Origin of the sequence: Citrobacter amalonaticus, from assembly GCF_018323885.1 — a bacterium.
GTDB lineage: Bacteria > Pseudomonadota > Gammaproteobacteria > Enterobacterales > Enterobacteriaceae > Citrobacter_A > Citrobacter_A amalonaticus.
Map to the genome: position 1 here is coordinate 3,977,287 of NZ_AP024585.1, position 23,773 is coordinate 4,001,059.

Sequence of the window (23,773 nt, forward strand, 5' to 3'; positions counted from 1 at the left end):
CTCTCCTCAGTTCACTGCCACAGCGGCATCGGCAGGTTTGCTCTCAGGCTGCGCGGTGCGCTGACGTTGCAGCTGCTGGCTGATCTCTTCCACACGCTTGCTGCTCAGTTTGTAGAACGAAAGCAGTGTGAACATACCGACGTAAAGCACGACCGGTACGATGCAGAAGAGGATTTTGATGGTCATCAGGACGTTATCTGGCTGCACGGCGTTGCTTGCCGAGTAGCTGGAGAAGGCAAGGATCCAGCCCACCAGCGCGCCGCCAATGGCCAGACCGATTTTCAGGCTGAAAAGATAGGTAGAGAATACCAGGCCATCAAGGCGACGCCCACTTCGGCTCTCTTCATAATCCACCACATCGGAGGCCATCAACCATTGCAGCGGTGTGGTGGTATTGAAGACAAACAGGAACACAATATTCAGCGCAAATATCAGCGCGATATTGTCTGACGGAATAAAGAAAATACTCAGGCTGATCAGTGAATAAATGCCGATGATCCACTTAAACGACGTCACGCGATCGAATCGGCCAAGCAGACGAGACGAACAAAGAGAACCAAACATCGTCGCCAGGCTGCCATAGAGCAGAAATTGCGTTGCCAGCTCAGGATGGTCCATCACGTATTTGACAAAATAGAGCGTTGCGCCGCCGCGAACCACGTTCGAACCGGTTGCCATCATTTTAAAGGCGCACATAATTCGCCACTGGCTATTCCCCATCAGCAATTTAAGGTCTTTCTTAACCGATGATTCAGGTTGAATCTCGAACGTATAACGCTCTTTCGTTGTAAAGAAACACACGAACAGCAGCACTACGCCACAAATACCCAATACACACATCGCGCCGAAATAGCCGACCTGTTCATCCCCCTGGCCAATAATTTTTACCAACGGCAGGGCAATGCCGCTAATGGCTAATGAACCGGCAGCGGCCAGGAAAAAACGCCACGATTGTAAAGCATGACGCTCTTTTGGATCAGCGGTAATGGCGCCGGGCATGGCACAATAAGGGACATTCACAAAGGTATAAACCAGCGTCAATAAAATATAGGTGACGCAGGCATAAATGATTTTGCCCTGAGCGGAGAAATCAGGCGTATAAAACGTTAATACGCAGACAATACCAAACGGGATCGCTCCCCACAACAAATAGGGACGAAACTGGCCGTAGCGGGTACGCGTTCGGTCAACCATTAACCCCATTAATGGATCGGTTATCGCATCCAGCACGCGTGAAATCAGGAATAATGTGCCCATTACGCCTGCCGACAAACCAAAAACATCGGTATAAAAGTAGGCCAGTAAAAACATCGTGGCCTGCCAGACGAAACCGCAGGCGGTGTCCCCCAGTCCATAACCAATTTTATCTTTCATTGTTAACTGCATTTCTACCTCCAGAGAATATGAGAGAAATACGTTCCGAATGACCGGGACCTACAAAATTAAATATCTGAACGTGAACTTTGTGAGGAATACACCCTTTATCCGTATGCTTACCAGATGATGCTTACGAGGAAGATTGTAGAGAGGGATTCGATGAGACAACAATTGTCATATTTGCTTTAGCGGTTATGTATTTTAACTTCTGTGATAACGATGCACTTTTCAAGAAAATAAAAAAAAGACATCCTCCCGTGAAGGATAATATATTTCAGGACAATATTATTCGTCGCCGAAAATAGTGTTCCGGCGACTGATTAATTAATTTTAATTATTCAAAGCCCAAGTGCTTTTTTCCCGGCGTTAATCACCTCAATAATTTTATCCGTATCGTAGATGCATCCTTTCCAGGTTCCACCGCTTACCGCCTGCAATGCAGCCCACAGTCGGGTGTCGTCAGGCAGATAGTCATGGGGCTTCAGGTCGGGATGTAACTCGCGCTCCGCCAGAACTGTCGCGCCCTCTTCCGGCGTCAGTCGTGCTTGTGCGCTGCCGATAAAGTTCACGCTTCCTTTCAATGACAAGCGATCGACCACAATTTCAATCACATCCCCCGTGCGCAATTTGCCGATCGGCCCTCCCGCGAGCGCTTCCGGCGCAACGTGCCCCAGGCAAGCGCCGGTGGATACGCCGGAAAAACGGGCATCGGTAATGAGCGATACGGTTTTTCCCCATGAGATATGCTTCAGCGCCGAAGTGAGCTGGTAAGTCTCCTCCATGCCAGTGCCGGATGGCCCACCGCCGATAATCACCATGATATCGCCCTGCTGGATCTGCCCCTGTTTGATGGCTTTGATCGCCGCCTCTTCCGAGACAAATACGCGCGCCTTGCCCGTATGGCGATAAACACCGTCATCATCCACCACAGACGAGTCGATCGCCGTCGCTTTGATCACTGACCCTTCTGGCGCGATATTACCCACCGGGAACGCCACTGTGGAGGTCATCCCTTTCGCTTTTGCCCCTTCCGGCGACAGGATCACGTCATCAGGATCCACACCGTCCTGATCGCGCAGGCACTGACGGAATTTCGCCCGACGTTCGGCGTGCTCCCACCAGTCGAGGTTTTCACCGAGTGTTTGCCCGGTTACCGTCATCACATCTTCATGCAGTAGTCCCAGTCGACGCAGGTGCAGCATCACCTCCGGCACGCCCCCCGCCAGGAATGCACGCACCGTCGGGTGATAATCCGGGCCGTTGGGCAACACGCTGACCAGGCGCGGCACTTTGCGGTTGATCGCGCTCCACTGCGCCACATCCGGCAGGCGGCATCTGGCGGCATGGGCGATCGCCGGTATATGCAGCAGCAGATTCGTCGAGCCTCCGAAGGCCGCATGCACCACCATCGCATTCTCTATCGCTTTGTCGGTGAGGATGTCGCGGGCAGTAATCCCTTTTTCATCCAGCGCCATCACTGCCCGCGCCGATTGACGCGCAATCTCCAGCCACACGTCCTGGCCCGACGGCGCCAGCGCTGAGTGCGGCAGCGCCAGTCCTAACGCTTCCGCCACTACCTGTGATGTCCCTGCGGTCCCCAGGAACTGGCATCCACCGCCGGGCGACGCGCAGGCGCGACACCCCAGTTCGGATGCCTCTTTCAAACTCAACTCATTATTAGCGTAACGAGCACCGATGGTTTGTACCTTTCCGGCATCTTCGCCGAAGGTGGGCGGTAATGTCGCCCCGCCCGGTACGAGGATCACCGGCAGATCGTGCATTGACGCCAGCGCAATCATCGTTGCGGGCAACCCCTTATCACAGGTCGCCACGCCAATGACCGCCCGCCGTGTCGGTAGCGAACGAATCAAACGGCGAAAGACAATCGCCGCGTCGTTACGATAAGGCAGCGAATCAAACATGCCGTGCGTCCCCTGCGAACGACCGTCACACGGATCGCTGACAAATGCCGCGAAAGGAATGCCACTGAGACGGGTAATTTCCTTTGCCGCCGCCGACATTTGCAGGCCAATCTCCCAGTGCCCGGTGTGATAACCGAGAGCAATAGGGCGGCCATCTGAGTGGCGAATACCACCCTGCGTACCAATCAATAACACTTCTCTGCCCGTGAGTTTGTTAGCATCCCAGCCCATTCCGGCATTTTGCGTCATGCCGAAAAGGTTACCGCTGGGAGACTCCAGTAACATTTGCGGCGTCAGCGGCAATGCCCCCTGGGGGCCGGCAGCGTGGGTTTTCACCGCATAGAACGGTTCATCCTGCGGCGTAAAAATGGTGTTGATAGACATTGTCACACTCTCCCGAGCGTCGGGGTTCAGGTCGCTCCATTATTGTTCTACATTATAGAACAACGTTCTTATTTATAGATTAACTGTAATGCAGGCCATGCGTAGAGGTAAATCAGAGAGAGGAGCAGGCTGTGCGTTTTTTAGCCTTGATCACAAAACGGTAAGCAACGAAATGTAACGAGAAGGTTACGCTAACGAAATGGTCGGACAGCCACTGACTATCCGACCGTTGATGATCCCGAAAGCTAATACCCGGCAGGCTCAACCGGATGACTGTCACCCGGTATATGAGGCGATTTCACAAAGACCCCTTTCCACGGCACTTCCCCTTTGTTCACCAGAAAATGCGCTTCACCGGGATCGCAGTGCATCACATCCCCGGAGCCTAATGTGTAGGGTTCACCGTTCAGGTACAGCGTCACTTCGCCTGCCAGGGTATAAAAAATTTCACAGGCTTCGATGTGGCGATGGTTGGGAAAAGACTGACCGGGCTGGAGCATGACGACGCCCATATCACACACCGGGCCACGAATGAGGTATTTCGGGCCACTGTCGCCAAAACGGTACTCATGCTGCGCTTCATTCGATTTAATCATGACGATCTCCTGTTATAAACCCGGCGCTTTCCACAAAGAGGTCGTCAACCCGTGATCGACCAGACCTAACTGTTCCTGATATACCGCCTGCCATTTCTCGCGCGATTCCCGATAAAGCGCATGTTTCTCCTTGTCCGGAACATGCTCCCGCTCCCAGCGCACCAGTCGTTCGCCCGTTTCAGCCATGGATGACCAGATCCCGGCCCCCACGCCAGCGGCAATCGCACAGCCCAGCGCCGTCGCCTCTTTGACGACCGGAACGTTGACCGTCAGCCCTGACACATCCGCCAGAATCTGGCTCCAGAGTTTGCCCTTCGAGCCTCCCCCGGCAAACACCAGCGACGTGGGGTGGATCCCGGTGAAATCGGCGATCTGCTGCAAATTGCAGGTCGAGACAATGGCCGCATTCTCTTCCAGCGCGCGAAACAGCGTGGCCTTATTGCATTTTTCCGGGTCGATGGACAGATTGATGAATGAGGGGGCCGCGTGATACCAGCTCTTGAAACGCATCCGGTCGGAGAAAATCGGCATCACGCCCCATGCCCCTGCCGGTACCCGGGAAGCCATCTCCTCCAGCAGTGTGTAAGTGTCGACGCCCAGGCGCTCGGCGATCAGCTTTTCTTCGGCACAGAAGGCATCACGGAACCAGCGCATCGTCAGGCCGGTAAAAAAGCTGATCGATTCGGTTTGTACCATTCCCGGAATGACGTGTGGATTAACCCGCACGTTCATATCAGGATCAACAATCGGCGCAGGTAAATTCACGACCTGCTGCCAGAATGTGCCGCCCAGTACGGCGGTTTGCGCCGGACGGACAACCCCAAGGCCGAGACAGCCCAACTGCACATCACCACCGCCCACCACCACCGGCGTGCCGGCTTTCAGCCCGCACAGGGTAGCGGCCTGAGCCGTCACCCTACCCAGCAGCGTGCCGGTCTCTTTGACCGGCGAGAGAATATCCGACCGCAGTCCGGCCATTTGCAGTAGTGAGGGTTTCCAGTCGCGCGTTTTGAGATCCAGCAGGCCCGTGGTTCCGGCATTGGAAGGATCGACCGCCAGCTCGCCGCTGAGCATATAGGCCATCCAGTCGCTGATCATCGTGACCGTCGAGGCGCGACGATAGATGTCCGAACGATGGTGCGCCAGCCAGAGCAGACGCGGAATGGCACTCAACGCCAGCGTCTGGCCGGTGCTGCGATAGACTTCGCTTTCGAAGGTGTAGTCGTGGATCTCTTTAAGCTCGCTGACTTCCCGTGCCGCTCTGGCATCCACGTTGGCACAGGCCCAGACCGGCGTTCCCTCTGCGTCATAGACCACAATGCCTTCGCGCATCGAACAGGCGGAAACGGCAGCTATTGCTTCCGGCGCAATACCGGCGATATGCAGTGCCTGGCGAATGCAATCACAGGCCAGTTGCCAGTTTTTTCCCAGATCAAATTCCATCGAGCCGGGCACATCCGGTACGGCAAGGTGTCGCCATTCCGCTTGTCCCACCGCAATTTGTTTGCCTTCCAGGTCGAAAATCACGGCGCGGACGCTGCCAGTTCCGGCGTCCAGTGCCATCAGGTAATGTTCTGAGTCAGAGAGGGTACAGAGTCGGGCCATCGTTTTAGTCCTCGGCTTATTATATCTGTCAGGTCGTCAATGCTTTCTCCACGGTACAAACGGAAATTCTGTTACTCCCCTGCCGTACGCCTGCACGACAGATACGCATTACTGTCCGCTGACAATGGCGGCGGCAGTTTCCTGGTCGGTGACCAATGCGTTGATATAGCCCCCTTTCATCGCGGCGGCGATCGCTTCCGCTTTATTCACGCCCCCGGCGACGCCAATCACGGTCGGGATCGTCTTCAGGGTATTGAGGGTTAACCCAATCAGTTCATCGTGAATCTTCATCTCCGGGATCACCTGCCCTTCACCATCGAAGAAGTAACCCAGAATGTCGCCCACCGCGCCTTTGCGGCCAATCATCAGTTGTTCACCCTTCGTGATATAGCCTGAGCGAATAATGGTGGCCTCATCTTTCTGGTTGATAGCGCCGATACCGACAATGGCCGCATCGGCTGCCTGGGCGGCCAGCAGGACATCCTGGACGCTATTTTCATTTTTTAACGTCCGGGCAATCTCCGCAGAAGAGGCGCGAAGCGGCGCCGGAATAATACTGACCGGACAGGCCGCGTTGAGTTGTCCAATCCCGGTCATGTAAGGCCCCACGCCACCCGACAGCGTCACCAGGCGAATTTGCTGAGCAGAAATAAACCCGCTGAGCCGTTTTAAGGTATTCATGGTCGCTTCGCCGAAGCCCGCCGCCAGAATCTGCTGTGGCTGGAGTGACTCCATCAACATATGCGCAGCGCCGATCCCCAGGCGAACACATGCATCCGCGCCGGGAAGTCCCGGGATGACCCGCACATTATTCAGGTCAAAGCGACGACGTAATTCGGTTTCATATTCCAGACAGCCTTCAAAGCGAGAATTAATCTGTACGCGAATAATCCCGGACTGATGCCCCTTTTCCAGCAGGCGCGACACCTTAAGCCGCGTCAACCCCAGTCTGTTGCTGATGTCGCTTTGCGTCATACCGTCGTGGTAATAGAACCACGCAATACGTGCCACCAGCTCTTCTTCACACATCCCTTGCTCGGAAATCATCGGGTCATTAATAGTCATCATTCTGTCTTCACTTTGAACATATCGAATTTCTGAACACAATTGTTCATTCATTGGTCGTTAATAACTGTGATTAAACCCACAATTCAGTGGCTTTCGTTTGAACAAATTTAATATTGACGATCATTTTAGCATGAAACGTGATCTATTCGTCGGTTTTATGAGCAGTTAGGTCATAAGGTTATGAACAATTCGAATCGCACAATACATTTGTTCAACCTGATTCTACCCAGGCCGAACGGAGGTGGCATGCAAATGAGTCAAGAAAAGATCGCCCCACTACTCAGCGCGCAGTCTGTCTGCAAGCAGTATTCCGGCGTCAACGTCCTGAAAGGGATTGATTTTGTCTTACGCAAAGGCGAAGTCCATGCGCTCCTGGGCGGGAATGGCGCCGGGAAATCCACGCTGATGAAAATCATCGCCGGCATTACCCCTGCGGATAGCGGAATCATTGAGATTGAGGGAGCCCGCTGTACAAAACTGACGCCCATTCTGGCGCATCAGTTAGGCATCTACCTTGTCCCGCAAGAGCCTCTGCTCTTCCCCAGCCTGACGGTAAAGGAGAATATTCTCTTTGGTCTGCCCAAACACCAGAGCTCGGCGCAAAAAATGGCGGCGATGCTGACCGCGCTGGGCTGCCAGTTTGATATCAACAGCCCGGCGGGTTCACTGGATGTGGCCGACCGGCAAATGGTCGAAATCATGCGCGGACTGATGCGCGATTCACGAATTTTGATCCTCGATGAACCCACCGCCTCACTGACGCCTGCGGAAACCGATCGTTTATTCAGCCGCCTGCGTGAATTGCTGAGCACTGGCGTAGGGATCGTCTTTATCTCCCACAAGCTGCCAGAGATACGCCAGATAGCGGATTACATTAGCGTGATGCGGGACGGCATCATTGCGCTATCCGGAAAAACAGCGGATCTAACCACGGACGAGATTATCCAGGCCATCACGCCTGCCTCACGCACCAACGCGCTGAGCGCGACGCAAAAACTGTGGCTGGAATTGCCCGGCAACCGTCCGCAGCACGAGGCGGGCACGCCGGTGTTGAGTCTTGAGAATGTGACCGGCGAAGGGTTTATGAACGTCAGTTTCGAGGTCCGCGCCGGGGAAATTTTAGGGCTGGCCGGTCTGGTCGGCGCCGGACGTACCGAACTTGCCGAAACGCTTTACGGGCTACGACCGCTACGGGCCGGAAGCATCGTACTCGGCGGCAAGGATATCTCCTCACTTTCCACCCGCGAACGTCTACAGCACGGTCTGGTGTATTTGCCGGAGGACCGGCAATCGTCAGGGCTGAATCTGGATGCCTCGCTGGCGTGGAATGTTTGCGCATTAACCCACAACCACAGCGGTTTCTGGGCTAATCCGGCCAAAGACAGCGCCACGCTCGAACGCTATCGCCGCGCGCTTAATATCAAGCTCAACGATCCTGAACAGCCTGCCCGCACGCTCTCTGGCGGTAATCAGCAAAAAATCCTGATCGCCAAATGCCTTGAAGCCTCGCCGCAGGTGCTGATCGTGGATGAGCCGACGCGCGGTGTGGACGTCTCGGCGCGTAATGACATCTATCAGTTGCTCCGCAGTATTGCCGCCCAGAACGTCGCGGTGCTGTTCATCTCTTCTGATCTGGAGGAGATAGAACAGATGGCCGATCGCGTTTACGTCATGCACCAGGGAGAAACGGGCAACGATGCTCTGCAAGGCGACGAGATTAATGTCGACACCATCATGCACGTGGCGTTCGGCGACCGCACGTCAGGGGCTACACCACATTCCGGGGAGGCACCATGCTGAAATTTATCCAGAATAACCGCGAGGCCACCGCCCTGTTAGCCGTGCTGCTGCTGTTCGTGCTGCCAGGGATGCTGGACAGCCAGTACCTCAGCGTTCAGACGCTGACAATGATTTTCAGCAGCGCCCAAATCCTCATGCTGCTGGCGATGGGCGCCACGCTGGTGATGCTGACCCGCAACATCGACGTGTCGGTCGGCTCAATCACCGGGATGTGCGCGGTACTGCTGGGGCTGTTGCTGAACGCGGGATATCCCTTGCCGGTGGCCTGCGTGGCGACGCTACTGCTGGGACTGCTGGCAGGATTTATCAACGGCGTGCTGGTCGCCTGGCTGAAGATCCCGGCGATTGTCGCCACGCTGGGCACGCTTGGCTTGTATCGCGGCGTCATGCTGCTGTGGACGGGCGGTAAATGGATTGAAGGATTACCGGCACAACTTAAGCAACTCTCCGCCCCGGTTTTCCTCGGTATCTCCGCCATTGGCTGGCTGACCCTGCTGCTGATGTTGCTGATGGCCTGGCTGCTGGCAAAAACCGCTTTTGGTCGCTGTTTTTATGCCACCGGGGATAATTTACAGGGCGCGCGGCAACTGGGCGTGCGTACCGAAGCCATTCGGATTCTGGCCTTTTCGCTCAATGGCTGCATGGCAGCGCTGGCCGGGATCGTCTTTGCCTCACAGATTGGCTTTATCCCGAATCAGACGGGAACCGGGCTGGAAATGAAAGCCATTGCCGCCTGCGTGCTGGGGGGCATCAGCCTGCTGGGCGGTTCCGGGACGATCATTGGTGCCGTGCTCGGTGCCTATTTCCTGACGCAAATCGACAGCGTACTGGTCCTGCTGCGCATTCCGGCGTGGTGGAATGACTTTATTGCCGGTCTGGTCCTGCTGGCGGTGCTGGTATTTGACGGCCGGTTGCGCTGCGCGCTGGAACGCAATATCCGTCGGCAAAAATATGCCCGCTTCACGCCGCCGCCCCAACCGCGTCCGTCGGCAAAAAACACCGACTCTGTGCGCACTGCCAAAAAACGTGAGGTTGCCTGATGACTCGTTTACATCGTTACGGCTGGGAACTGGCGCTCGCCGCGCTACTGGTGATTGAAATTCTGGGATTCGGCGCCCTGAACCCACGCCTGTTGGATCTGAACGTCCTGCTGTTCAGCACCAGCGACTTTATCTGCATTGGCATTGTCGCCCTGCCTTTAACCATGGTGATCGTCAGCGGCGGGATCGACATCTCCTTTGGCTCGACGATGGGGTTGTGCGCCATCGCGCTGGGCGTGATGTTCCAGGGCGGCGTACCGCTGCCGCTGGCCATTCTTCTGACGCTCGCGCTGGGCACGCTGTGCGGACTGATCAACGCCGGACTGATTATCTACACCGGTGTGAACCCGCTGGTCATCACCCTGGGAACGTTATACCTGTTCGGCGGCAGCGCACTGCTGTTGTCGGGGATGGCGGGAGCGACCGGTTATGAAGGTATCGGCGGCTTCCCGCAGGGCTTCACCGATTTTGCCAATCTCGATGTGCTGGGTCTGCCCGTCCCCCTGATCTTCTTTCTCGTCAGCGTGATCTTTTTCTGGTTGCTGATGCACCGGACCCACGCCGGACGCAATGTCTTCCTGATTGGGCAGAGCCCCCGCGTGGCGCTGTATAGCGCTATCCCGGTGAACCGGACGCTGTACGCGCTGTACGCGATGACCGGCTTTGCGTCGGCGGTCGCGGCGGTGCTGCTGGTCTCTTACTTTGGCTCTGCACGTTCCGATCTGGGTGCCTCTTTCCTGATGCCAGCTATTACAGCGGTCGTCCTGGGCGGCGCCAATATCTACGGCGGCTCCGGGTCAATTCTCGGTACCGCCATCGCCGCGCTGTTGGTGGGCTATCTGCAGCAGGGATTGCAGATGGCTGGCGTGCCCAATCAGGTATCCAGCGCCCTCTCCGGCGCATTGCTAATTGTCGTTGTCGTAGGTCGTTCTGTCAGCCTGCATCGTCAGCAAATCAAAGACTGGCTGGCGCGTCGTCGCGCTATCCGGCAGGCCTAAAACCCATTGCCATAAAGGAAAAGTACATGACTATTCAGAGCATTAAAAAAATTGCCGTAATCAGTACCCTTAGCCTGGCGGCGTTCACTCTCAACGCTTATGCCGCAGAGCGAATCGCGTTTATCCCAAAACTGGTTGGCGTGGGATTCTTTACCAGCGGCGGTAACGGCGCCCTCGAGGCAGGCAAAGAGCTGGGCGTCGATGTCACCTACGATGGCCCGACGGAGCCCAGCGTGTCCGGCCAGGTTCAGCTCATCAATAACTTCGTCAACCAAGGGTATAACGCCATTGTGGTGTCCGCCGTATCGCCTGATGGCTTATGCCCGGCGTTAAAGCGTGCCATGCAGCGAGGCGTGAAGGTGCTGACCTGGGATTCTGACACCAAACCGGAATGCCGGTCGTACTACATCAACCAGGGCACTCCTGCCCAGTTAGGCGGCATGCTGGTCGATATGGCCGCAAATCAGGTCAAAAAAGAGAAAGCCAAAGTGGCCTTCTTCTACTCCAGTCCGACCGTGACCGATCAAAACCAGTGGGTAAAAGAAGCGAAAGACAAGATCGCCAAAGATCATCCTGGCTGGGAAGTCGTCACCACGCAGTTTGGTTATAACGACGCCACCAAATCGCTGCAAACCGCAGAAGGCATTATTAAGGCTTATGCCGATCTCGACGCCATCATCGCGCCGGATGCCAACGCCCTTCCCGCCGCCGCTCAGGCTGCTGAAAACCTGAAAAACACCAGCGTGGCGATTGTCGGCTTCAGCACGCCAAACGTGATGCGCCCTTATGTTGAGCGCGGCACGGTGAAAGAGTTTGGCCTCTGGGACGTGGTCCAGCAGGGCAAGATCTCCGTGTACGTGGCTGACGCGCTGCTGAAAAAAGGCGACATGAATACCGGCGACAAGCTGGACATTCCGGGCGTGGGCCAGGTTGAAGTCTCGCCGAACAGCGTACAGGGCTACAGCTATGAGGCGAAAGGCAACGGCATTGTGCTGCTGCCTGAGCGCGTGGTGTTCACCAAAGAGAATATCGATAAGTACGATTTTTGAGTTTCATTCCTTAACCGTGGAGTAAAAAATGGCTGATTTAGATGACATCAAAGATGGTAAGGATTTCCATACCGATACGCCGCAACGCAATACCCCATTCACATTAAAGGGGTGCGGCGCACTTGACTGGGGGATGCAGTCCCGACTGTCACGCATTTTTAATCCTGAGACGGGAAGAACGGTCATGCTCGCGTTTGACCACGGCTATTTTCAGGGGCCGACGACGGGACTGGAACGTATCGATATCAATATCGCCCCTCTGTTCCCGCTCGCCGATGTGCTGATGTGCACACGCGGTATCCTGCGCAGTGTGGTACCGCCCGCCACCAACAAACCGGTAGTCCTGCGCGCCTCGGGCGCTAACTCGATTCTCACCGAGTTAAGCAATGAGGCGGTTGCGCTCTCCATCGATGACGCGGTTCGTCTCAACAGCTGCGCCGTGGCGGCACAGGTGTATATCGGCAGTGAGTATGAGCACCAGTCGATCAAAAATATCATTCAGTTGATTGATGCCGGTATCAAGGTCGGCATGCCGACGATGGCGGTAACTGGCGTGGGGAAAGACATGGTGCGCGATCAGCGCTACTTCTCGCTCGCCACGCGTATCGCCGCAGAGATGGGCGCGCAGATCATCAAAACCTACTACGTCGATAAAGGTTTTGAGCGCATCGCCGCAGGCTGCCCGGTTCCGATTGTTATCGCCGGTGGTAAAAAATTACCGGAACGCGAAGCGCTTGAGATGTGCTGGCAGGCCATCGACCAGGGCGCATCCGGTGTCGATATGGGACGTAACATCTTCCAGTCCGAACACCCTGTCGCCATGATGAAGGCCGTCCACGCGGTGGTACATCGTAATGAAACCGCAGACCGCGCGTATGAACTCTATCTGAGCGAGAAAAACTAAGAAGTCATGGGCCTGCCAGGCAGGCCCATGCGTTTCAAGGAGAACAGTATGCATGTCACTCTGGTGGAAATTAACGTCCACGACGATAAAGTCGATGAATTTATCGACGTCTTTCGCCTCAATCATCTGGGATCGGTGCGTGAAGAGGGAAATCTCCGCTTCGACGTGTTACAGGATCCGGAAGTGAAGAGCCGCTTTTATATTTATGAAGCCTATAAGGATGAAGCCGCCGTTGCGTTCCATAAAACCACGCCCCACTACCTTGCCTGCGTGGAAAAACTGGAATCGCTGATGAGCTGCCCCCGAAAAAAACGCGTCTTCAACGGATTGATGCCATAAGGATCTCAAAATGAACCGTCCCTTTTCCGGGTTGAATCGCGCAGAGTGCGTCTCGTTAATGAAGCGTTACCCGTTAAGCATCGGTATTCTTGCCGGCCAGTGGCTCAAACTCGGTGAGTACCTGCAAACGCTTCGCGCGCTTGAACAACCCGTTCTTCACCTGGATCTGATGGACGGGCATTTTTGCCCTCAGTTCACCGTCGGTCCCTGGGCTATCACGCAATTACCAGCGCAGATAATTAAGGATGTTCACCTGATGGTGGATAATCCCTGGCCCGTCGTGCAGGCAAGCGTAAAGGCGGGAGCACACTGCGTCACGTTGCAGGTAGAAAACTCGCCGCATCTGCACCATATGCTCCACTGGCTGGGTGAGCAAAATGCGGAAGTCTCCGGCGGCACAATGCCGGTGTTGCGAGGGGTCAGTCTGTGCCCGGCGACACCGCTGGAACACATTCTGCCGGTCATTGAAGACGTTGAAATCGTACAAATTCTGGCGGTCAATCCGGGCTACGGGAGCAAGCTCAGCAAGCCTGCCTTACTCAGGCGCATCGCTCAGGTTGTCGCATTACTCAATGCGTCCGGGAAGCGGGATTCCATTCTGCTGGCCGTCGACGGTTCGCTAGCACTGGAAGAACTGCCGGAGATAATCGCCAGCGGCGTCGATCGCGTAGTATCCGGCAGCGCCCTCTTCAAAAACGATGCGTTGAATGAAAACATCACTCACTGGCTAACGACGATACATTCAGCAAAGGGGTGATGAGGGGGTCTGCTGGATGGGGCGTTTTTGGGCAGTACCTTGATGAATTCGGTGAAGTTCGTAGACATGGATGAGGATGGTTATGATTGAAAGAGAAATCTTGCGTGGCGCGGATTTAAGGTACAAAAACTGCTTTTGAGGGCTTTATATTTAGATTTGGTGCGAAGGCCGGACTCGAATTTCAACGTTAACCAACTGAAATATAGATAATTAATCATTAAAAAATAATTTACATATACTCATTTATATACTCATCGTTTTTGCTATAAAAATTAATGAAGTAATAAATCAGCGTTTTCTCCTCAAGGTCTGTAACGATAACACCTAAAGGTCTTAACTCAACCCGTTAGCTCGCTTCCCTTCCAGTAAAGTATACTCTTTTAATAAAATTACCTTATTTTATAATAAGTTATATTTGATGGCATTTGAAATGCCTACCATAACGACATGTCAGAATCAAATCTCGAATTAATGAGATTTGATTCTGATTGCTACTCAATAGAACAAACTTATTTCAGCCTTATGATTAATATCATCATTTGAATTTAAGATAAAGCCCTAAATAATTTCCGTGTATTGCGCTTTTCCATGGTTTTCCATATAGCTTAAAACCATTTCTTTCTAATATATGTACCATTCCTGGGTTTTCAGTGATCTCAGTTGATGCCATTAAATTTCCCTTTCCAAAAGATTCTAGCAAAATCGCGACTACATTCCGAGCCAGTCCTTTACCTTCAAATTTTGGGACGGTGTAGATATAACCCAGCTCCCAATCAAATTCTGGCTCAAGTGAAATTAAATCAGCTTTATTAGCCGAAAAATCCGATACAGTTTTACATTTAATTGCACCAATAGCAGCAAGCTCATCATTGTAGAAAGCAAAACATATCGCCATGCACCGATCCGCTTTTGTAGCCAGATCACCTTGAACCTTTCCTTGAGCTTTTAGCATTTCTGCAAAAGCCTCTCTATGGGAGTTAGTGATTCTGTCCTTTACAACAACCTGGTATACAACTTCCATTTAACGCCTCCTTTATCAGTTTTTAAAAATGTGTTTCTTCCGAGCGTAATCTGATACCTGTGTAATGCTGATAATGCCACCCGCATCCCGCATCCCGCATCCCGCATCCCGCATCCCGCATCCCGCGTTGAAAGATGTCTAATTTTGTTTATAAAAAGCAAGTACACCAGCTATGTCGGTGACAACGCATGATGGACTAAGAAACAAGGAGTAGGGATATGGTGAGTCAAGTGAAGTTAGAAAGATAGTTGATAATATTTAATGAACTAGGTTATTACGATTTCATTACAATAATCCAGTTCTCTTTTCGCTCGGAGTATATCGATACCCCGAAGGTATGGTGATTGTTCATGACAACTAAACCCCTTACGATCGATGCGAACCAGTTCGTACTTTTCCACCAGAAAATTGACCGCATCGGCCAGAGTGATACCAGCATCGATATGTCCCTTAATAACAGTTTCATCACTGAATGGCGTGTCGTTTAGCGTCAGGCCATAGTGTTGATCCAACAGGCGTGTCAGTAACATTTGCCAGACAGCCACGGGCGACAGACAGGGCTTCGTCGCCCGCGAAATTGTAGCAGGTAGAGTTTTCATGCTTGCTCTCGTGAATTAGTTAGCGTTGAGTGGGATAAACAGCGATGTATACGTAGCCGCAACTGCCAAGGGTATCGGCTTCGCAGGTAAAACCGTCGAGGTACAGGGTGACTCTGTGGGCATGACGAGGATTCAGTTCACCAGTGGTCAGCATCGATTCCATCTGGCTGATAAAGTGCGGGAATGTTTCATCCAGCTTCCGGCATTCAGCGTCACTGAATTTACCAGTAATACTGGCCCGGTCAGCCAGATAGTACAGCCGGTTGCCCTCCTGTACCAGACGGGCTCCCAGACGCGGCGTGGTATCCCGCTGCAGGCCCCATGTAATGTTGCTCATTTTTAACCACCTTTATTGTCAGTTCAGAGTGATACTCATCAGACAGGCATATAGCCCGTTGCGGTCCTGGCGGCGTTCGGCGTATACCGCCAGCACGCCGGGAATGTCAGGAACGACCTTACCGGTGTAATGACAGACACTGCCGTACCACTCGTATCTGCCGGTGCAGTATCGAAAAATGCGGGAGGCCGGATGCTGACGGTAAATCGTCATCGCCCGGCGTTTACTGATAATTTTCATGTCATACCTCAAAGCAGACCATGTTCAGCGAACGACAATATCTGCGTACCACCGACGATGAGGTGGTCAGGCACTCGGATATCAACGAGCTGAAGCGCCTGCACCAGACGCTGCGTTATGATCTTATCTGCCCGGCTGGGCATGGTGTCGCCGGAGGGGTGGTTATGCGCCAGAATCACGGCTGCTGCATTGAAATACAGGGCGCGTTTGACCACCTCACGGGGATGAACCTCGGTGCTGCTGATGGAACCGGCAAACAGGGTTTCGTGGGCAATTAACTGGTTCTGCTGGTTAAGATACAGCACCATAAACTCTTCGCGCTCCAGTCCCGCCATTTTCAGTTTCAGCCAGTCACGGGCAGCCTGAGTGGAAGTGAATGCCACGCCTGTTTCGCGCAGGTGTCGGTCAAGCAGCGTTAAGGCGCGTTTTACCGTGCGTTGTGCGGTTAGTGGTAGTGCCGGAGTCAGTGGGATAAGTGACTGTTCCATCATGAGTATCCTTAATCAATAATGCGCAGAATGGCGCTGGATTCAGGGTGCTGCAGGGCATAGTCCCGCAAGCGATAATAGTGTGCGGTCATTGCGTCACATTCTGTACGACAGGCGTGATGGCTGTATTCAATCAGGCAAACAGCGATACCTGCGGCTTCTGCGCTCATTTCCGCACCATTGCCGTTCATGCCGTTGAGCAGATGCCATTTATCGTCACTGTCAGCATCAGGGGCCATAAACGCGCCGCCATTACTGAGCGTGTAAAAGGACCAGATACCGCCGTTGTACTCATCACAGAAGCGGTCCATCCAGGTGAAAATACGGGGTTCCAGCGATATCCACTGCGGGATATCGCCAAAGTACAGCGGCCAGAAATCGAGACGCTGTTCGTCAGGCACTGGTGTTGCAGTGAGGTCAAATTGAGGTTCATTAGCGGACATCAATTCGCATTGAGTTAGTGTCGTCATGGATATTCTCCGTCAATAAAAACGCCAGCAACGATGGCTGGCGTATGGGAAATACAGGATATGCAGGGATGGTGAATGGGTGTGATCAGCAGGAGGATGCTCTGAGCATGCCTGACTTGCGGATATAGCGATTAAGCCCTTCACCGGCATCCGGTTCAAAGCACCACGCCCGCCAGATCATTCGACCTTCAGGGTCGCGAACCACCAGACGGAAGTGGCTACCCTGGTCGTCTTCAATGCTGATGTTGTGATACCGGCGGGTAACCGCTTCGGCCTGCTGTCGGGTAAAAGGTCCCGGTGGCAGCATGTGAGATTCAGGCATTCGGTGTACCTTAAAAGCAAAAGCCCCTGACGCAGACGCGTCAGGGGCTATGGGAGTATTCAGGTATGGGGTGATTATCAGTAACCGGTTTGTACCTTATACAGCCGCAGGGTTTTACTGCCCCGGACAATTTTCACATACAGGGCATTATCTTTTGTGCCGCGCACAAACCCGGCCTGCACATCGCCCTTACAGTCACCACCGTCGTAAGGAATATTGACGCCGGTCTGGCGCACCAGGTCGATAATCCCAAAGCTTAAGTCCTCACAGGCCGGGCCCGGCAGGTCCTGAATCAGGGCAAATTTATGGTCATCGCTGACACCGGTCAGTGAGCACATGGAGGTGTTGATGTCGTTTCCCTGGCACCAGTATTCCTGGCCGGGATTGTCTTTATCCATAAGGCTTGCCGGAAGCTGAGCGGCACCGGCACTGAATGCGGCAAGTGACAGAATGAGGGCGGGTACAGCAGAGGTCAGTATTTTCAGCATGGTCTTCGTCCTGAATTAATCCAGCCCGCAGTTGGGCAAAATAAGAGTGGCTGATATCGGGTGTTATCAGAAGCGCCGGTAGCGAAACAGCTCTTTGCCCTGGTAAAGTGCCACCAGGTCGTCATATTCCGGCTTCTTCTGGTTGGGCTTAAAGGTCACTACCGTGCCCGGACGGCACAGATCTTTTACGGTGAGACCGAATTTCTTATCCGGAGTAATGGTGAATCCCTTCGACACATCGTTGCGCATGATAGTTATCCAGCCCCACAGGCCGCCTTCGCAGTCTTTAAAAGGTGCTGAACGCACCGTGACCATCCCGCCCTGACGGTCAACAGACATGGCTTCGCATTTTCCGGTAACCTGACGATGCGCATCACACCAGAAAATATTCCCGTTGTTGTCATTGACGACTGCAGGTAGCGTCCGGTTATAGGGCTGGGCCTGAGCCCCTACACAAAGCAGAAGGCTGCCGGAAATGCCCAGTATTTTAATCAGCGTTTTCATTACGTTTGTCCTTAACAGAGAAAGTATCAGGTAGCGGTGATTCAGGCCCATACGGTCAGGGCCAGCATCACAAGCCATACCCAGAAGTAAGCCGGTTTCTGACCGAGAGTTTTCGCCCGACGCCACAAATAGAACGGCACCAGCCAGGCCAGTTTGCCGAACATGGTTGTATCCACTCCGGCCTTACGCAGGCGTCGTTCATCGAGATACCCCAGAGCGATATTGAGCAGCAGCGTGATAAACCAGTACTGCCCGCCCGAGACAGCCTCATATGCCTCGTCAAAAGACATTCCGTTCAGCCCTGCAGTCCACAGCTCGAGCGCATAACCAATGAAGGGAGCAAATGCCAGCGTCCACACAACGCCACCCGGAATGCGGTTGCCCGGCAGCGCTGGTGGTGTGGTGCTGTGGAGCAGCGCAGAAGCCAGCGGGGTGGCGGAGACCGGCTGCCAGTCCGGCATGCCCTGTCGCCACACCAGCGTGGCAGCAGTGAGTTCACCGCGTGCAATCAGGCCAGTGATGTCGTCTTCGGTCACATTGTCGTGACGTATGCCATTTTTCTCGTAATGCCAGGTCATTGTTTTTCCTTCTTAACAGAGGTAATTAAATCAGTGTATTGCCCTGCTCCTCCTCAGAGGGCCCATGAGACAGGACTTCGCGAATACAGCTGAAGTGCGGAAGAGCCCGAATAAAGCCCGCCTGTGTGGTTAACTGGCTGAGACGTTTTCGCGGGGTAAAAGTGGTGTTCAGGACTGTCACCGCATGGATGGTCGCCAGAGGGTGCACAGTGATATGCCCGTTAAGTTCACCGGTGAGGTACCAGCAGCCGTCGAGTGATATCAGGCGGTACGGAGCCAGCCCGTCACAGCGCTCTCCCTCGGCCAGCAGGAGTACCCGCTGGCAGGCGGTAATGGCACTGACGAGACGGTAGAACACCAGTGAGATGGCCGGTGACACAGACTGTGGCGGCTGCCATACCAGACACGGCATCCCTCCTGCAGTGAGCAGCATGCCCGCCAGACGCCGGTCCAGTCCCGGAAAAATATCGGCCAGTCCTGCCCGGTGAGCAAAGGTCAGCGCATCCAGCTCGCCCTGTACGCCTCCACCGGTACTGCGCAGGCGGCATTGCCCCCGTCGATACTCAAGGTCGAGGTACATCAGCCGTTCGCGAAAATCCCGTCGCAGGGTACGGACTGACACACCAAACTCTGCAGCCAGCCGCGCCATGTTCAGCGTTTCACCGGCAACCAGGCGGCTGATTATCAGTGACAGCCTGACAGCCAGCCGGTCATGACGGCGATCTGCCTGTGTCATCTTAAATCTCCGTAATAATTAACTGACTGAATATGAAATGATTCTAAAGAGGGGGGCGGACAGGGTATGGACACAGAATGAACTATTTTTCATCAGCCACCGGAGGCAGGGCCGACGCGGCACACCGTGAAATGCGGTGATAAAACACTCAATCCAATGGGGGTAAAACGGACAGGGAGTGTCCTTTCTCAACATACTGATAACAAGCTCAGGACTGAAACCCACTCAACATCGCTTCTGCCATCACCCAGAGAGCCCGGTTGAGCTTCACATCTCCGTCGATACCACGCACGGCGCGGGTATGCGTTCGCCCACCTTTTGCACTCCGGCCAGTGAGCCCGCCCTTAATCAGGTTCTCCTGAATACGCTGGTATGTGGTCCACAGATCATTGCTCTCATCCAGCCAGCGGCGCGGGGAGAGTATCTGAGATGCTGTCACCGGCTGGTGGTCCTCTCCGAAACGGTACGTCAGTGCAGCCTGTGCCAGAGCCCGTTGTGCAGGTGGCGGCAACATCAGCGACTGCATGGCATCCCGCTTCTCTTCCACACGGTCAAAAATCCCCAGCACTTCATACGCCCCCTCAATCACCTGACTAACCACATCTCCTTTGTGCGGCACCCGCACCTCGCCAAACGACTCACCGCAGACGAGTCCGTTCTGGCATACCGCACGGAATAATCCCGGCAGCATCTGATACGAGCTGGTGCCGTCATGAGAGTTGAGCAGAATGATTTCCGGGACTTGCTTGCCGGTAATTTGCCCCACCCGACGCAAGCGCAGCATGTGCTTTGTGTGCTCGCGGCGACCTGGATCACGCACTCTGGTCTGACAGGCAAAGAAGGGCTGGAAGCCTTCGCGCTGCAGGTTTTCAAGAACGGTAATGGTTGGTATCCAGGTATACCGTGCGCTGCGTGACGCGTGCTTATCCTCACTGAACACACTGGGCACCACCCGAAACAACTCTTCATGAGTTAACGGACGGTCACGACGAATAAGGTTTGCTGCGCCAAAGCGCGAAGCCAGACGGGTCATAAGCAGACTCCTCATGATGGAAAAAGAAAGACAAAAAAGCCCCGTCGCATAGTCGCGGCAGGGCTAAGGAAACAACGAGTTAAGGGGTTAAGTATTCAGAAGAAAAAACTCCAGACAGCACGGGCGACCGATACCACGATGTCGCGTACAGACTGGATGACTGTCCGAACCGGGGCCGGTATCAGGGACATGGAACTTACTGTATCCAATACCGAGCCGACCGTTTCACCAAAATCGTCACGGGCTTTTTTATTTACAACAACGGTACGAAGTGGAGCACTAAGCTGTACTGCCACCGGACTACTGGCCTCCCGTGGCAGGCAACGAATCATCCGTTCAGCCATCACCTGCAGCCCCCACTGCAAACGTATCGACACCGCACAGACAGGGTTTACAGGTTGGAATAACTCATGCAATAAACAGATTTTGCGGCTGATATTTTGTTTCTGCTCTGTAGACAACTTTTCACCACCGCAGGTGGGTTCAACCTTGTCGGACTGACTGATAACAAACAACACCTTACGCCGGTATGTCTCACCAATCACCTCCCGGTAAAAATGTTCATCCACCGCCAGCGCTCGATCATCGGCCTTGATCAACCACAGCACCAGGTCGAGCCGAGGAAGTTGTTCACGGTAGAGTGCGGCATATTCAGCATCCCGTAGTTCGGACTCCCCAACACCGGGTAGGTCCATAATAGTCATAGTGCGTTTGCCGAGCTGCAGGCGAAACTGCAGTGGTTTTCGAGTACATGCCGCCACATTACTGACCGGTGATATATCCCCAGCAAACAGGGTATTGCACAGGCTACTCTTTCCTGTCCCGGTTTTGCCCATAATGCCTATCACCGGCTCATAGTGAGTAAGCTGATTTATCTGCTGCAGAATGCGTTCAGTGACCCATTGGGGCAGGCCGGAAAGCGGTTGCTGCAGTGAGTGCAGACCGTCAAATTGTTTCATTACTGCTCCTCTGAAAAAGAATACAAAAACGGCAGAACCTCGTGGTTCTGCCGTTAATGGGGTGTGTTCAGAGTGATAATATATATCTGTGATCTTTTTTAATTTTCCCAACTTTTCAGTTTAGCTTTTGCGTATGCATCATTGATCAGCATCTCAATCAATTCATTGATTTTCATTTCATTTTGACTTGCCAGATAATCAAGTTGTCTCTTACTGCCTTTGCTAATATAGGTATTGAGAACCTTTTTGTTTGCAACACTATCTCTGAATTTTTTCTGACCCCATGCTTTTTTTGTTTTTATAATAAACAATTCACCTTCAGCATCGGATTTATTCTCAACCCATTGGTCAAATATTGAGTGAACTTTCAGATTCAAATTTTTTTCAAACCAAAAATCCACATTACCATTAATCATTTTGTTCTTATCGAAGTAAGACATCACCCACTGATAATCTGCCAGGTATTTAGCATCATATCTGGTTGATGAGAACCAGAACGGATTGCCAAATTTTTTCTGGATACGGAGCCAAGAATTCCTCAAACGCTCTAAGGTGGAACGGATATTATTAAAGCTTGATACACGACATTGATAGTCTATCAAAAGAATTAACCCGTCATAATTTACGCCAGTCTTATCAGAATCAAGGCTCCATTCAGGTAAAGTGATATCAAGAAGAGAGGGGGTGTTATTATTTGTATATATCCTATATTCAGCATAAATATAATTAGCAACAAATGATAACGAACGCTCACAATCAATCCATTCAAGTTCACTAAAAGGTATTAACTTACCCTCAATCTCTCGTTTACTCTTTTCAAAGAAATCCTCCTCGCAACTATATTTTACCATTTCTTTTTTATTCATGTAGTTAATGCAAGACTCTTTGAAAAGATTGGCATCATTTATTCTTTCCATTAATTCACGAGACTCATCAACATGCATTAATGCTGAGCTAAAGATTTCCCAATAAAGCCATAAATTTACTCTTTTCGTCCAGAGACTGGTCACTCGCCTTTCTGCACTCATCATAACCTCAAACGTAACAATAATCGTAGAAAAAATCGTAGCACTCTACGTAGTAGAGTACGTTATTTTTTTGTTATCACAAGCCTTTCAACGTGTACCTCATGACTGGATGTTAATGACACCGGAGAAACTTTGACGTACATCATGTAGAACGTTTACTTGAAACACAAAAAATTGGCTATGTGACACTCCCTGACGGCTGTCACGGATAGCAGGCAATATAAATGTAAAAGCCAAAGGGAAACTGTGGAGTGCCATCAGGTTAAAAAATAATTAAGGTTAATTGGTATTATAGAGAGTAGATCTCAATTTATAACCATCTAACATCCCAACCACAGGATGATAAATATGCGTCAAAAGTGATTAAAACCTGCTTTACAAGTATCCTTTAAGAGACAAAAAAACAGATGTGCCAATTCCTTTGAACTCATCCAAAGGAACAGAGCAATGCAAAAACATTACCCACATCTAAAGAAAATCACCCCTAATGACTTTCTGCTGAATATGATCAATCACCATCTTAATCAGATTCTGGCATGTCACTCCAAAATACTGGCGTTCCGAATGGATTTTGATTACCAGCGAGGTACTAACAGATTTATTCGTAATTCATCATTTGAGATACAGGATGACCTCAGAGAACTCACTCAGGCGATGATGAACCTTCCAGGCGTCACTGGTATTTTTTGGGTACTGGAATGGACATCAGAAGGAGTAGTTCATGCCCATGCGATTTTCTATCTTAATGCTCAGGAACATCAGAAGTCATTCCCATTCATTTTACAGGCCGAAGAAATGTGGCTAGAGATTACCCATGGTGAAGGCAAGTCTCAGCGATGCAAGCCAAATGAATATCATCGTGACAATATTAACAACGTTGTTGAATATCACAATAGTGAAGCCTTAAACAGCTTGAGACGTATAGCGAGTTATCTGACAAAAGAAGACCAGAAATATGGCTATCCGATCTGGGGATGCAATGAGGTTCCACCACCTGCAAGACAGGGAAGGCCCAGAAAATATATACCAGGCTAATACTATTTTTTACGGCACTACCGGTACCTATGCCGGAGCGGGAAGTAACAATAATAAGACCTTCTCCGGTTTCCATTCAGATACCGGAGAATAAAA

The 23,773-nt window shown here is 52.5% G+C and carries 27 protein-coding genes; 8 read left to right on the forward strand and 19 right to left on the reverse strand.

The features are described from left to right. Window positions 1–6: 6 nt before the first annotated feature. From KI228_RS18835 to lsrR, 5 genes are all read right to left on the reverse strand, one after another. Window positions 7–1,386, reverse strand: coding sequence for a glycoside-pentoside-hexuronide (GPH):cation symporter (locus tag KI228_RS18835; RefSeq protein ID WP_042999279.1), 1,380 nt, complete (start codon window positions 1,384–1,386; stop codon window positions 7–9). A gap of 329 nt (window positions 1,387–1,715) precedes the next feature. Next, complete coding sequence (locus tag KI228_RS18840) at window positions 1,716–3,683, reverse strand: YjhG/YagF family D-xylonate dehydratase (protein ID WP_044256827.1); 1,968 nt, start codon at window positions 3,681–3,683, stop codon at window positions 1,716–1,718. A 245-nt stretch (window positions 3,684–3,928) separates the two neighbouring features. Further along, window positions 3,929–4,279, reverse strand: a complete 351-nt coding sequence (locus KI228_RS18845) for a cupin domain-containing protein (RefSeq protein WP_042999277.1) — start codon at window positions 4,277–4,279, stop codon at window positions 3,929–3,931. A gap of 12 nt (window positions 4,280–4,291) precedes the next feature. Further along, window positions 4,292–5,884, reverse strand: a complete 1,593-nt coding sequence (lsrK, locus tag KI228_RS18850) for an autoinducer-2 kinase (RefSeq protein ID WP_061069584.1) — start codon at window positions 5,882–5,884, stop codon at window positions 4,292–4,294. A gap of 108 nt (window positions 5,885–5,992) precedes the next feature. Next, window positions 5,993–6,949, reverse strand: a complete 957-nt coding sequence (gene lsrR / locus KI228_RS18855; RefSeq protein WP_043001820.1) for a transcriptional regulator LsrR — start codon at window positions 6,947–6,949, stop codon at window positions 5,993–5,995. Window positions 6,950–7,198: 249 nt separating this feature from the next. Here lsrR and lsrA point away from each other — a divergent pair, with 249 nt between their 5' ends. Genes lsrA through KI228_RS18890 form a run of 7 tightly spaced genes read left to right on the forward strand, consistent with a single transcriptional unit; the run spans window position 7,199 to window position 13,839 of the window. Then, window positions 7,199–8,752, forward strand: coding sequence for an autoinducer 2 ABC transporter ATP-binding protein LsrA (lsrA, locus tag KI228_RS18860; RefSeq protein ID WP_042999275.1), 1,554 nt, complete (start codon window positions 7,199–7,201; stop codon window positions 8,750–8,752). Then, window positions 8,746–9,792 carry an autoinducer 2 ABC transporter permease LsrC gene (gene lsrC, locus KI228_RS18865; protein WP_044256831.1) on the forward strand — a complete coding sequence of 349 codons (1,047 nt, stop codon included), beginning with the start codon at window positions 8,746–8,748 and terminating at the stop codon, window positions 9,790–9,792. The genes lsrA and lsrC overlap by 7 nt, the downstream gene beginning before the upstream one ends. Further along, window positions 9,792–10,790 (forward strand): autoinducer 2 ABC transporter permease LsrD, encoded by a 999-nt coding sequence (lsrD, locus tag KI228_RS18870; RefSeq protein ID WP_061069583.1) that lies wholly within the window; start codon window positions 9,792–9,794, stop codon window positions 10,788–10,790. The genes lsrC and lsrD overlap by 1 nt, the downstream gene beginning before the upstream one ends. 26 nt (window positions 10,791–10,816) lie before the next feature. Beyond that, window positions 10,817–11,839 (forward strand): autoinducer 2 ABC transporter substrate-binding protein LsrB, encoded by a 1,023-nt coding sequence (gene lsrB, locus KI228_RS18875; protein WP_000155278.1) that lies wholly within the window; start codon window positions 10,817–10,819, stop codon window positions 11,837–11,839. Between the two features lie 28 nt (window positions 11,840–11,867). Continuing rightward, window positions 11,868–12,743 carry a 3-hydroxy-5-phosphonooxypentane-2,4-dione thiolase gene (gene lsrF, locus KI228_RS18880; RefSeq protein WP_000774153.1) on the forward strand — a complete coding sequence of 292 codons (876 nt, stop codon included), beginning with the start codon at window positions 11,868–11,870 and terminating at the stop codon, window positions 12,741–12,743. A gap of 48 nt (window positions 12,744–12,791) precedes the next feature. Beyond that, window positions 12,792–13,082, forward strand: a complete 291-nt coding sequence (lsrG, locus tag KI228_RS18885; protein WP_044264508.1) for a (4S)-4-hydroxy-5-phosphonooxypentane-2,3-dione isomerase — start codon at window positions 12,792–12,794, stop codon at window positions 13,080–13,082. Between the two features lie 10 nt (window positions 13,083–13,092). Next, window positions 13,093–13,839, forward strand: coding sequence for a beta/alpha barrel domain-containing protein (locus KI228_RS18890; protein ID WP_061069582.1), 747 nt, complete (start codon window positions 13,093–13,095; stop codon window positions 13,837–13,839). Between the two features lie 535 nt (window positions 13,840–14,374). On the opposite strand, the gene KI228_RS18895 is transcribed toward KI228_RS18890, so the two are convergent. The 14 genes from KI228_RS18895 to KI228_RS18960 all read right to left on the reverse strand — a co-directional run bounded on the left by KI228_RS18895 (window position 14,375) and on the right by KI228_RS18960 (window position 22,645). Beyond that, the gene (locus tag KI228_RS18895) at window positions 14,375–14,860 is read right to left on the reverse strand and encodes a GNAT family N-acetyltransferase (RefSeq protein WP_097485888.1); all 486 of its coding nucleotides are present in this window, start codon (window positions 14,858–14,860) and stop codon (window positions 14,375–14,377) included. Between the two features lie 266 nt (window positions 14,861–15,126). Continuing rightward, window positions 15,127–15,459, reverse strand: a complete 333-nt coding sequence (locus KI228_RS18900; RefSeq protein WP_141227650.1) for a TA system toxin CbtA family protein — start codon at window positions 15,457–15,459, stop codon at window positions 15,127–15,129. Between the two features lie 19 nt (window positions 15,460–15,478). Beyond that, window positions 15,479–15,796, reverse strand: coding sequence for a type IV toxin-antitoxin system YeeU family antitoxin (locus tag KI228_RS18905; protein ID WP_097485886.1), 318 nt, complete (start codon window positions 15,794–15,796; stop codon window positions 15,479–15,481). Between the two features lie 18 nt (window positions 15,797–15,814). Next, window positions 15,815–16,036 carry a DUF987 domain-containing protein gene (locus KI228_RS18910; RefSeq protein WP_097485885.1) on the reverse strand — a complete coding sequence of 74 codons (222 nt, stop codon included), beginning with the start codon at window positions 16,034–16,036 and terminating at the stop codon, window positions 15,815–15,817. A gap of 8 nt (window positions 16,037–16,044) precedes the next feature. Then, entirely contained in the window at window positions 16,045–16,527 is a 483-nt protein-coding gene (gene radC / locus KI228_RS18915) for a RadC family protein (protein WP_141227651.1), read from the reverse strand. An 8-nt stretch (window positions 16,528–16,535) separates the two neighbouring features. After that, window positions 16,536–16,994 carry an antirestriction protein gene (locus KI228_RS18920; protein WP_097485883.1) on the reverse strand — a complete coding sequence of 153 codons (459 nt, stop codon included), beginning with the start codon at window positions 16,992–16,994 and terminating at the stop codon, window positions 16,536–16,538. 85 nt (window positions 16,995–17,079) lie between these two features. Continuing rightward, a complete protein-coding gene (locus KI228_RS18925; protein ID WP_025760300.1) occupies window positions 17,080–17,316 on the reverse strand; it encodes a DUF905 domain-containing protein in 237 nt (78 codons plus the stop codon). 77 nt (window positions 17,317–17,393) lie between these two features. After that, window positions 17,394–17,804 (reverse strand): hypothetical protein, encoded by a 411-nt coding sequence (locus tag KI228_RS18930; RefSeq protein ID WP_039556163.1) that lies wholly within the window; start codon window positions 17,802–17,804, stop codon window positions 17,394–17,396. A gap of 66 nt (window positions 17,805–17,870) precedes the next feature. Continuing rightward, the gene (locus tag KI228_RS18935; RefSeq protein ID WP_141227652.1) at window positions 17,871–18,308 is read right to left on the reverse strand and encodes a hypothetical protein; all 438 of its coding nucleotides are present in this window, start codon (window positions 18,306–18,308) and stop codon (window positions 17,871–17,873) included. Between the two features lie 41 nt (window positions 18,309–18,349). Then, window positions 18,350–18,886, reverse strand: a complete 537-nt coding sequence (locus KI228_RS18940; RefSeq protein ID WP_032686431.1) for a DUF4339 domain-containing protein — start codon at window positions 18,884–18,886, stop codon at window positions 18,350–18,352. A 25-nt stretch (window positions 18,887–18,911) separates the two neighbouring features. After that, window positions 18,912–19,622 (reverse strand): DeoR family transcriptional regulator, encoded by a 711-nt coding sequence (locus tag KI228_RS18945; RefSeq protein ID WP_025760296.1) that lies wholly within the window; start codon window positions 19,620–19,622, stop codon window positions 18,912–18,914. Between the two features lie 208 nt (window positions 19,623–19,830). Further along, entirely contained in the window at window positions 19,831–20,655 is an 825-nt protein-coding gene (locus tag KI228_RS18950; protein ID WP_097485882.1) for a DUF932 domain-containing protein, read from the reverse strand. Window positions 20,656–20,750: 95 nt separating this feature from the next. Then, on the reverse strand, window positions 20,751–21,614 hold the full coding sequence (locus KI228_RS18955) for a GTPase family protein (protein ID WP_212807508.1): 864 nt from the start codon (window positions 21,612–21,614) through the stop codon (window positions 20,751–20,753). Between the two features lie 98 nt (window positions 21,615–21,712). Then, window positions 21,713–22,645: a hypothetical protein gene (locus tag KI228_RS18960; protein WP_224267560.1), complete on the reverse strand. Its 933-nt coding sequence runs from the start codon at window positions 22,643–22,645 to the stop codon at window positions 21,713–21,715. Between the two features lie 444 nt (window positions 22,646–23,089). Between KI228_RS18960 and KI228_RS18965 the strand changes: the two genes are divergently transcribed. Then, window positions 23,090–23,677 (forward strand): inovirus-type Gp2 protein, encoded by a 588-nt coding sequence (locus KI228_RS18965; RefSeq protein ID WP_141227654.1) that lies wholly within the window; start codon window positions 23,090–23,092, stop codon window positions 23,675–23,677. The last annotated feature ends 96 nt before the right edge of the window (window positions 23,678–23,773 follow it).

Coding starts and splice junctions, on each gene's coding strand:
- KI228_RS18835 (WP_042999279.1), bottom strand. CDS start 1,386: ATGCAGTTAACAATGAAAGATAAAATTGGTTATGGACTGGGGGACACC.
- KI228_RS18840 (WP_044256827.1), bottom strand. CDS start 3,683: ATGTCTATCAACACCATTTTTACGCCGCAGGATGAACCGTTCTATGCG.
- KI228_RS18845 (WP_042999277.1), bottom strand. CDS start 4,279: ATGATTAAATCGAATGAAGCGCAGCATGAGTACCGTTTTGGCGACAGT.
- lsrK (WP_061069584.1), bottom strand. CDS start 5,884: ATGGCCCGACTCTGTACCCTCTCTGACTCAGAACATTACCTGATGGCA.
- lsrR (WP_043001820.1), bottom strand. CDS start 6,949: ATGACTATTAATGACCCGATGATTTCCGAGCAAGGGATGTGTGAAGAA.
- lsrA (WP_042999275.1), top strand. CDS start 7,199: ATGCAAATGAGTCAAGAAAAGATCGCCCCACTACTCAGCGCGCAGTCT.
- lsrC (WP_044256831.1), top strand. CDS start 8,746: ATGCTGAAATTTATCCAGAATAACCGCGAGGCCACCGCCCTGTTAGCC.
- lsrD (WP_061069583.1), top strand. CDS start 9,792: ATGACTCGTTTACATCGTTACGGCTGGGAACTGGCGCTCGCCGCGCTA.
- lsrB (WP_000155278.1), top strand. CDS start 10,817: ATGACTATTCAGAGCATTAAAAAAATTGCCGTAATCAGTACCCTTAGC.
- lsrF (WP_000774153.1), top strand. CDS start 11,868: ATGGCTGATTTAGATGACATCAAAGATGGTAAGGATTTCCATACCGAT.
- lsrG (WP_044264508.1), top strand. CDS start 12,792: ATGCATGTCACTCTGGTGGAAATTAACGTCCACGACGATAAAGTCGAT.
- KI228_RS18890 (WP_061069582.1), top strand. CDS start 13,093: ATGAACCGTCCCTTTTCCGGGTTGAATCGCGCAGAGTGCGTCTCGTTA.
- KI228_RS18895 (WP_097485888.1), bottom strand. CDS start 14,860: ATGGAAGTTGTATACCAGGTTGTTGTAAAGGACAGAATCACTAACTCC.
- KI228_RS18900 (WP_141227650.1), bottom strand. CDS start 15,459: ATGAAAACTCTACCTGCTACAATTTCGCGGGCGACGAAGCCCTGTCTG.
- KI228_RS18905 (WP_097485886.1), bottom strand. CDS start 15,796: ATGAGCAACATTACATGGGGCCTGCAGCGGGATACCACGCCGCGTCTG.
- KI228_RS18910 (WP_097485885.1), bottom strand. CDS start 16,036: ATGAAAATTATCAGTAAACGCCGGGCGATGACGATTTACCGTCAGCAT.
- radC (WP_141227651.1), bottom strand. CDS start 16,527: ATGATGGAACAGTCACTTATCCCACTGACTCCGGCACTACCACTAACC.
- KI228_RS18920 (WP_097485883.1), bottom strand. CDS start 16,994: ATGACGACACTAACTCAATGCGAATTGATGTCCGCTAATGAACCTCAA.
- KI228_RS18925 (WP_025760300.1), bottom strand. CDS start 17,316: ATGCCTGAATCTCACATGCTGCCACCGGGACCTTTTACCCGACAGCAG.
- KI228_RS18930 (WP_039556163.1), bottom strand. CDS start 17,804: ATGCTGAAAATACTGACCTCTGCTGTACCCGCCCTCATTCTGTCACTT.
- KI228_RS18935 (WP_141227652.1), bottom strand. CDS start 18,308: ATGAAAACGCTGATTAAAATACTGGGCATTTCCGGCAGCCTTCTGCTT.
- KI228_RS18940 (WP_032686431.1), bottom strand. CDS start 18,886: ATGACCTGGCATTACGAGAAAAATGGCATACGTCACGACAATGTGACC.
- KI228_RS18945 (WP_025760296.1), bottom strand. CDS start 19,622: ATGACACAGGCAGATCGCCGTCATGACCGGCTGGCTGTCAGGCTGTCA.
- KI228_RS18950 (WP_097485882.1), bottom strand. CDS start 20,655: ATGACCCGTCTGGCTTCGCGCTTTGGCGCAGCAAACCTTATTCGTCGT.
- KI228_RS18955 (WP_212807508.1), bottom strand. CDS start 21,614: ATGAAACAATTTGACGGTCTGCACTCACTGCAGCAACCGCTTTCCGGC.
- KI228_RS18960 (WP_224267560.1), bottom strand. CDS start 22,645: ATGATGAGTGCAGAAAGGCGAGTGACCAGTCTCTGGACGAAAAGAGTA.
- KI228_RS18965 (WP_141227654.1), top strand. CDS start 23,090: ATGCAAAAACATTACCCACATCTAAAGAAAATCACCCCTAATGACTTT.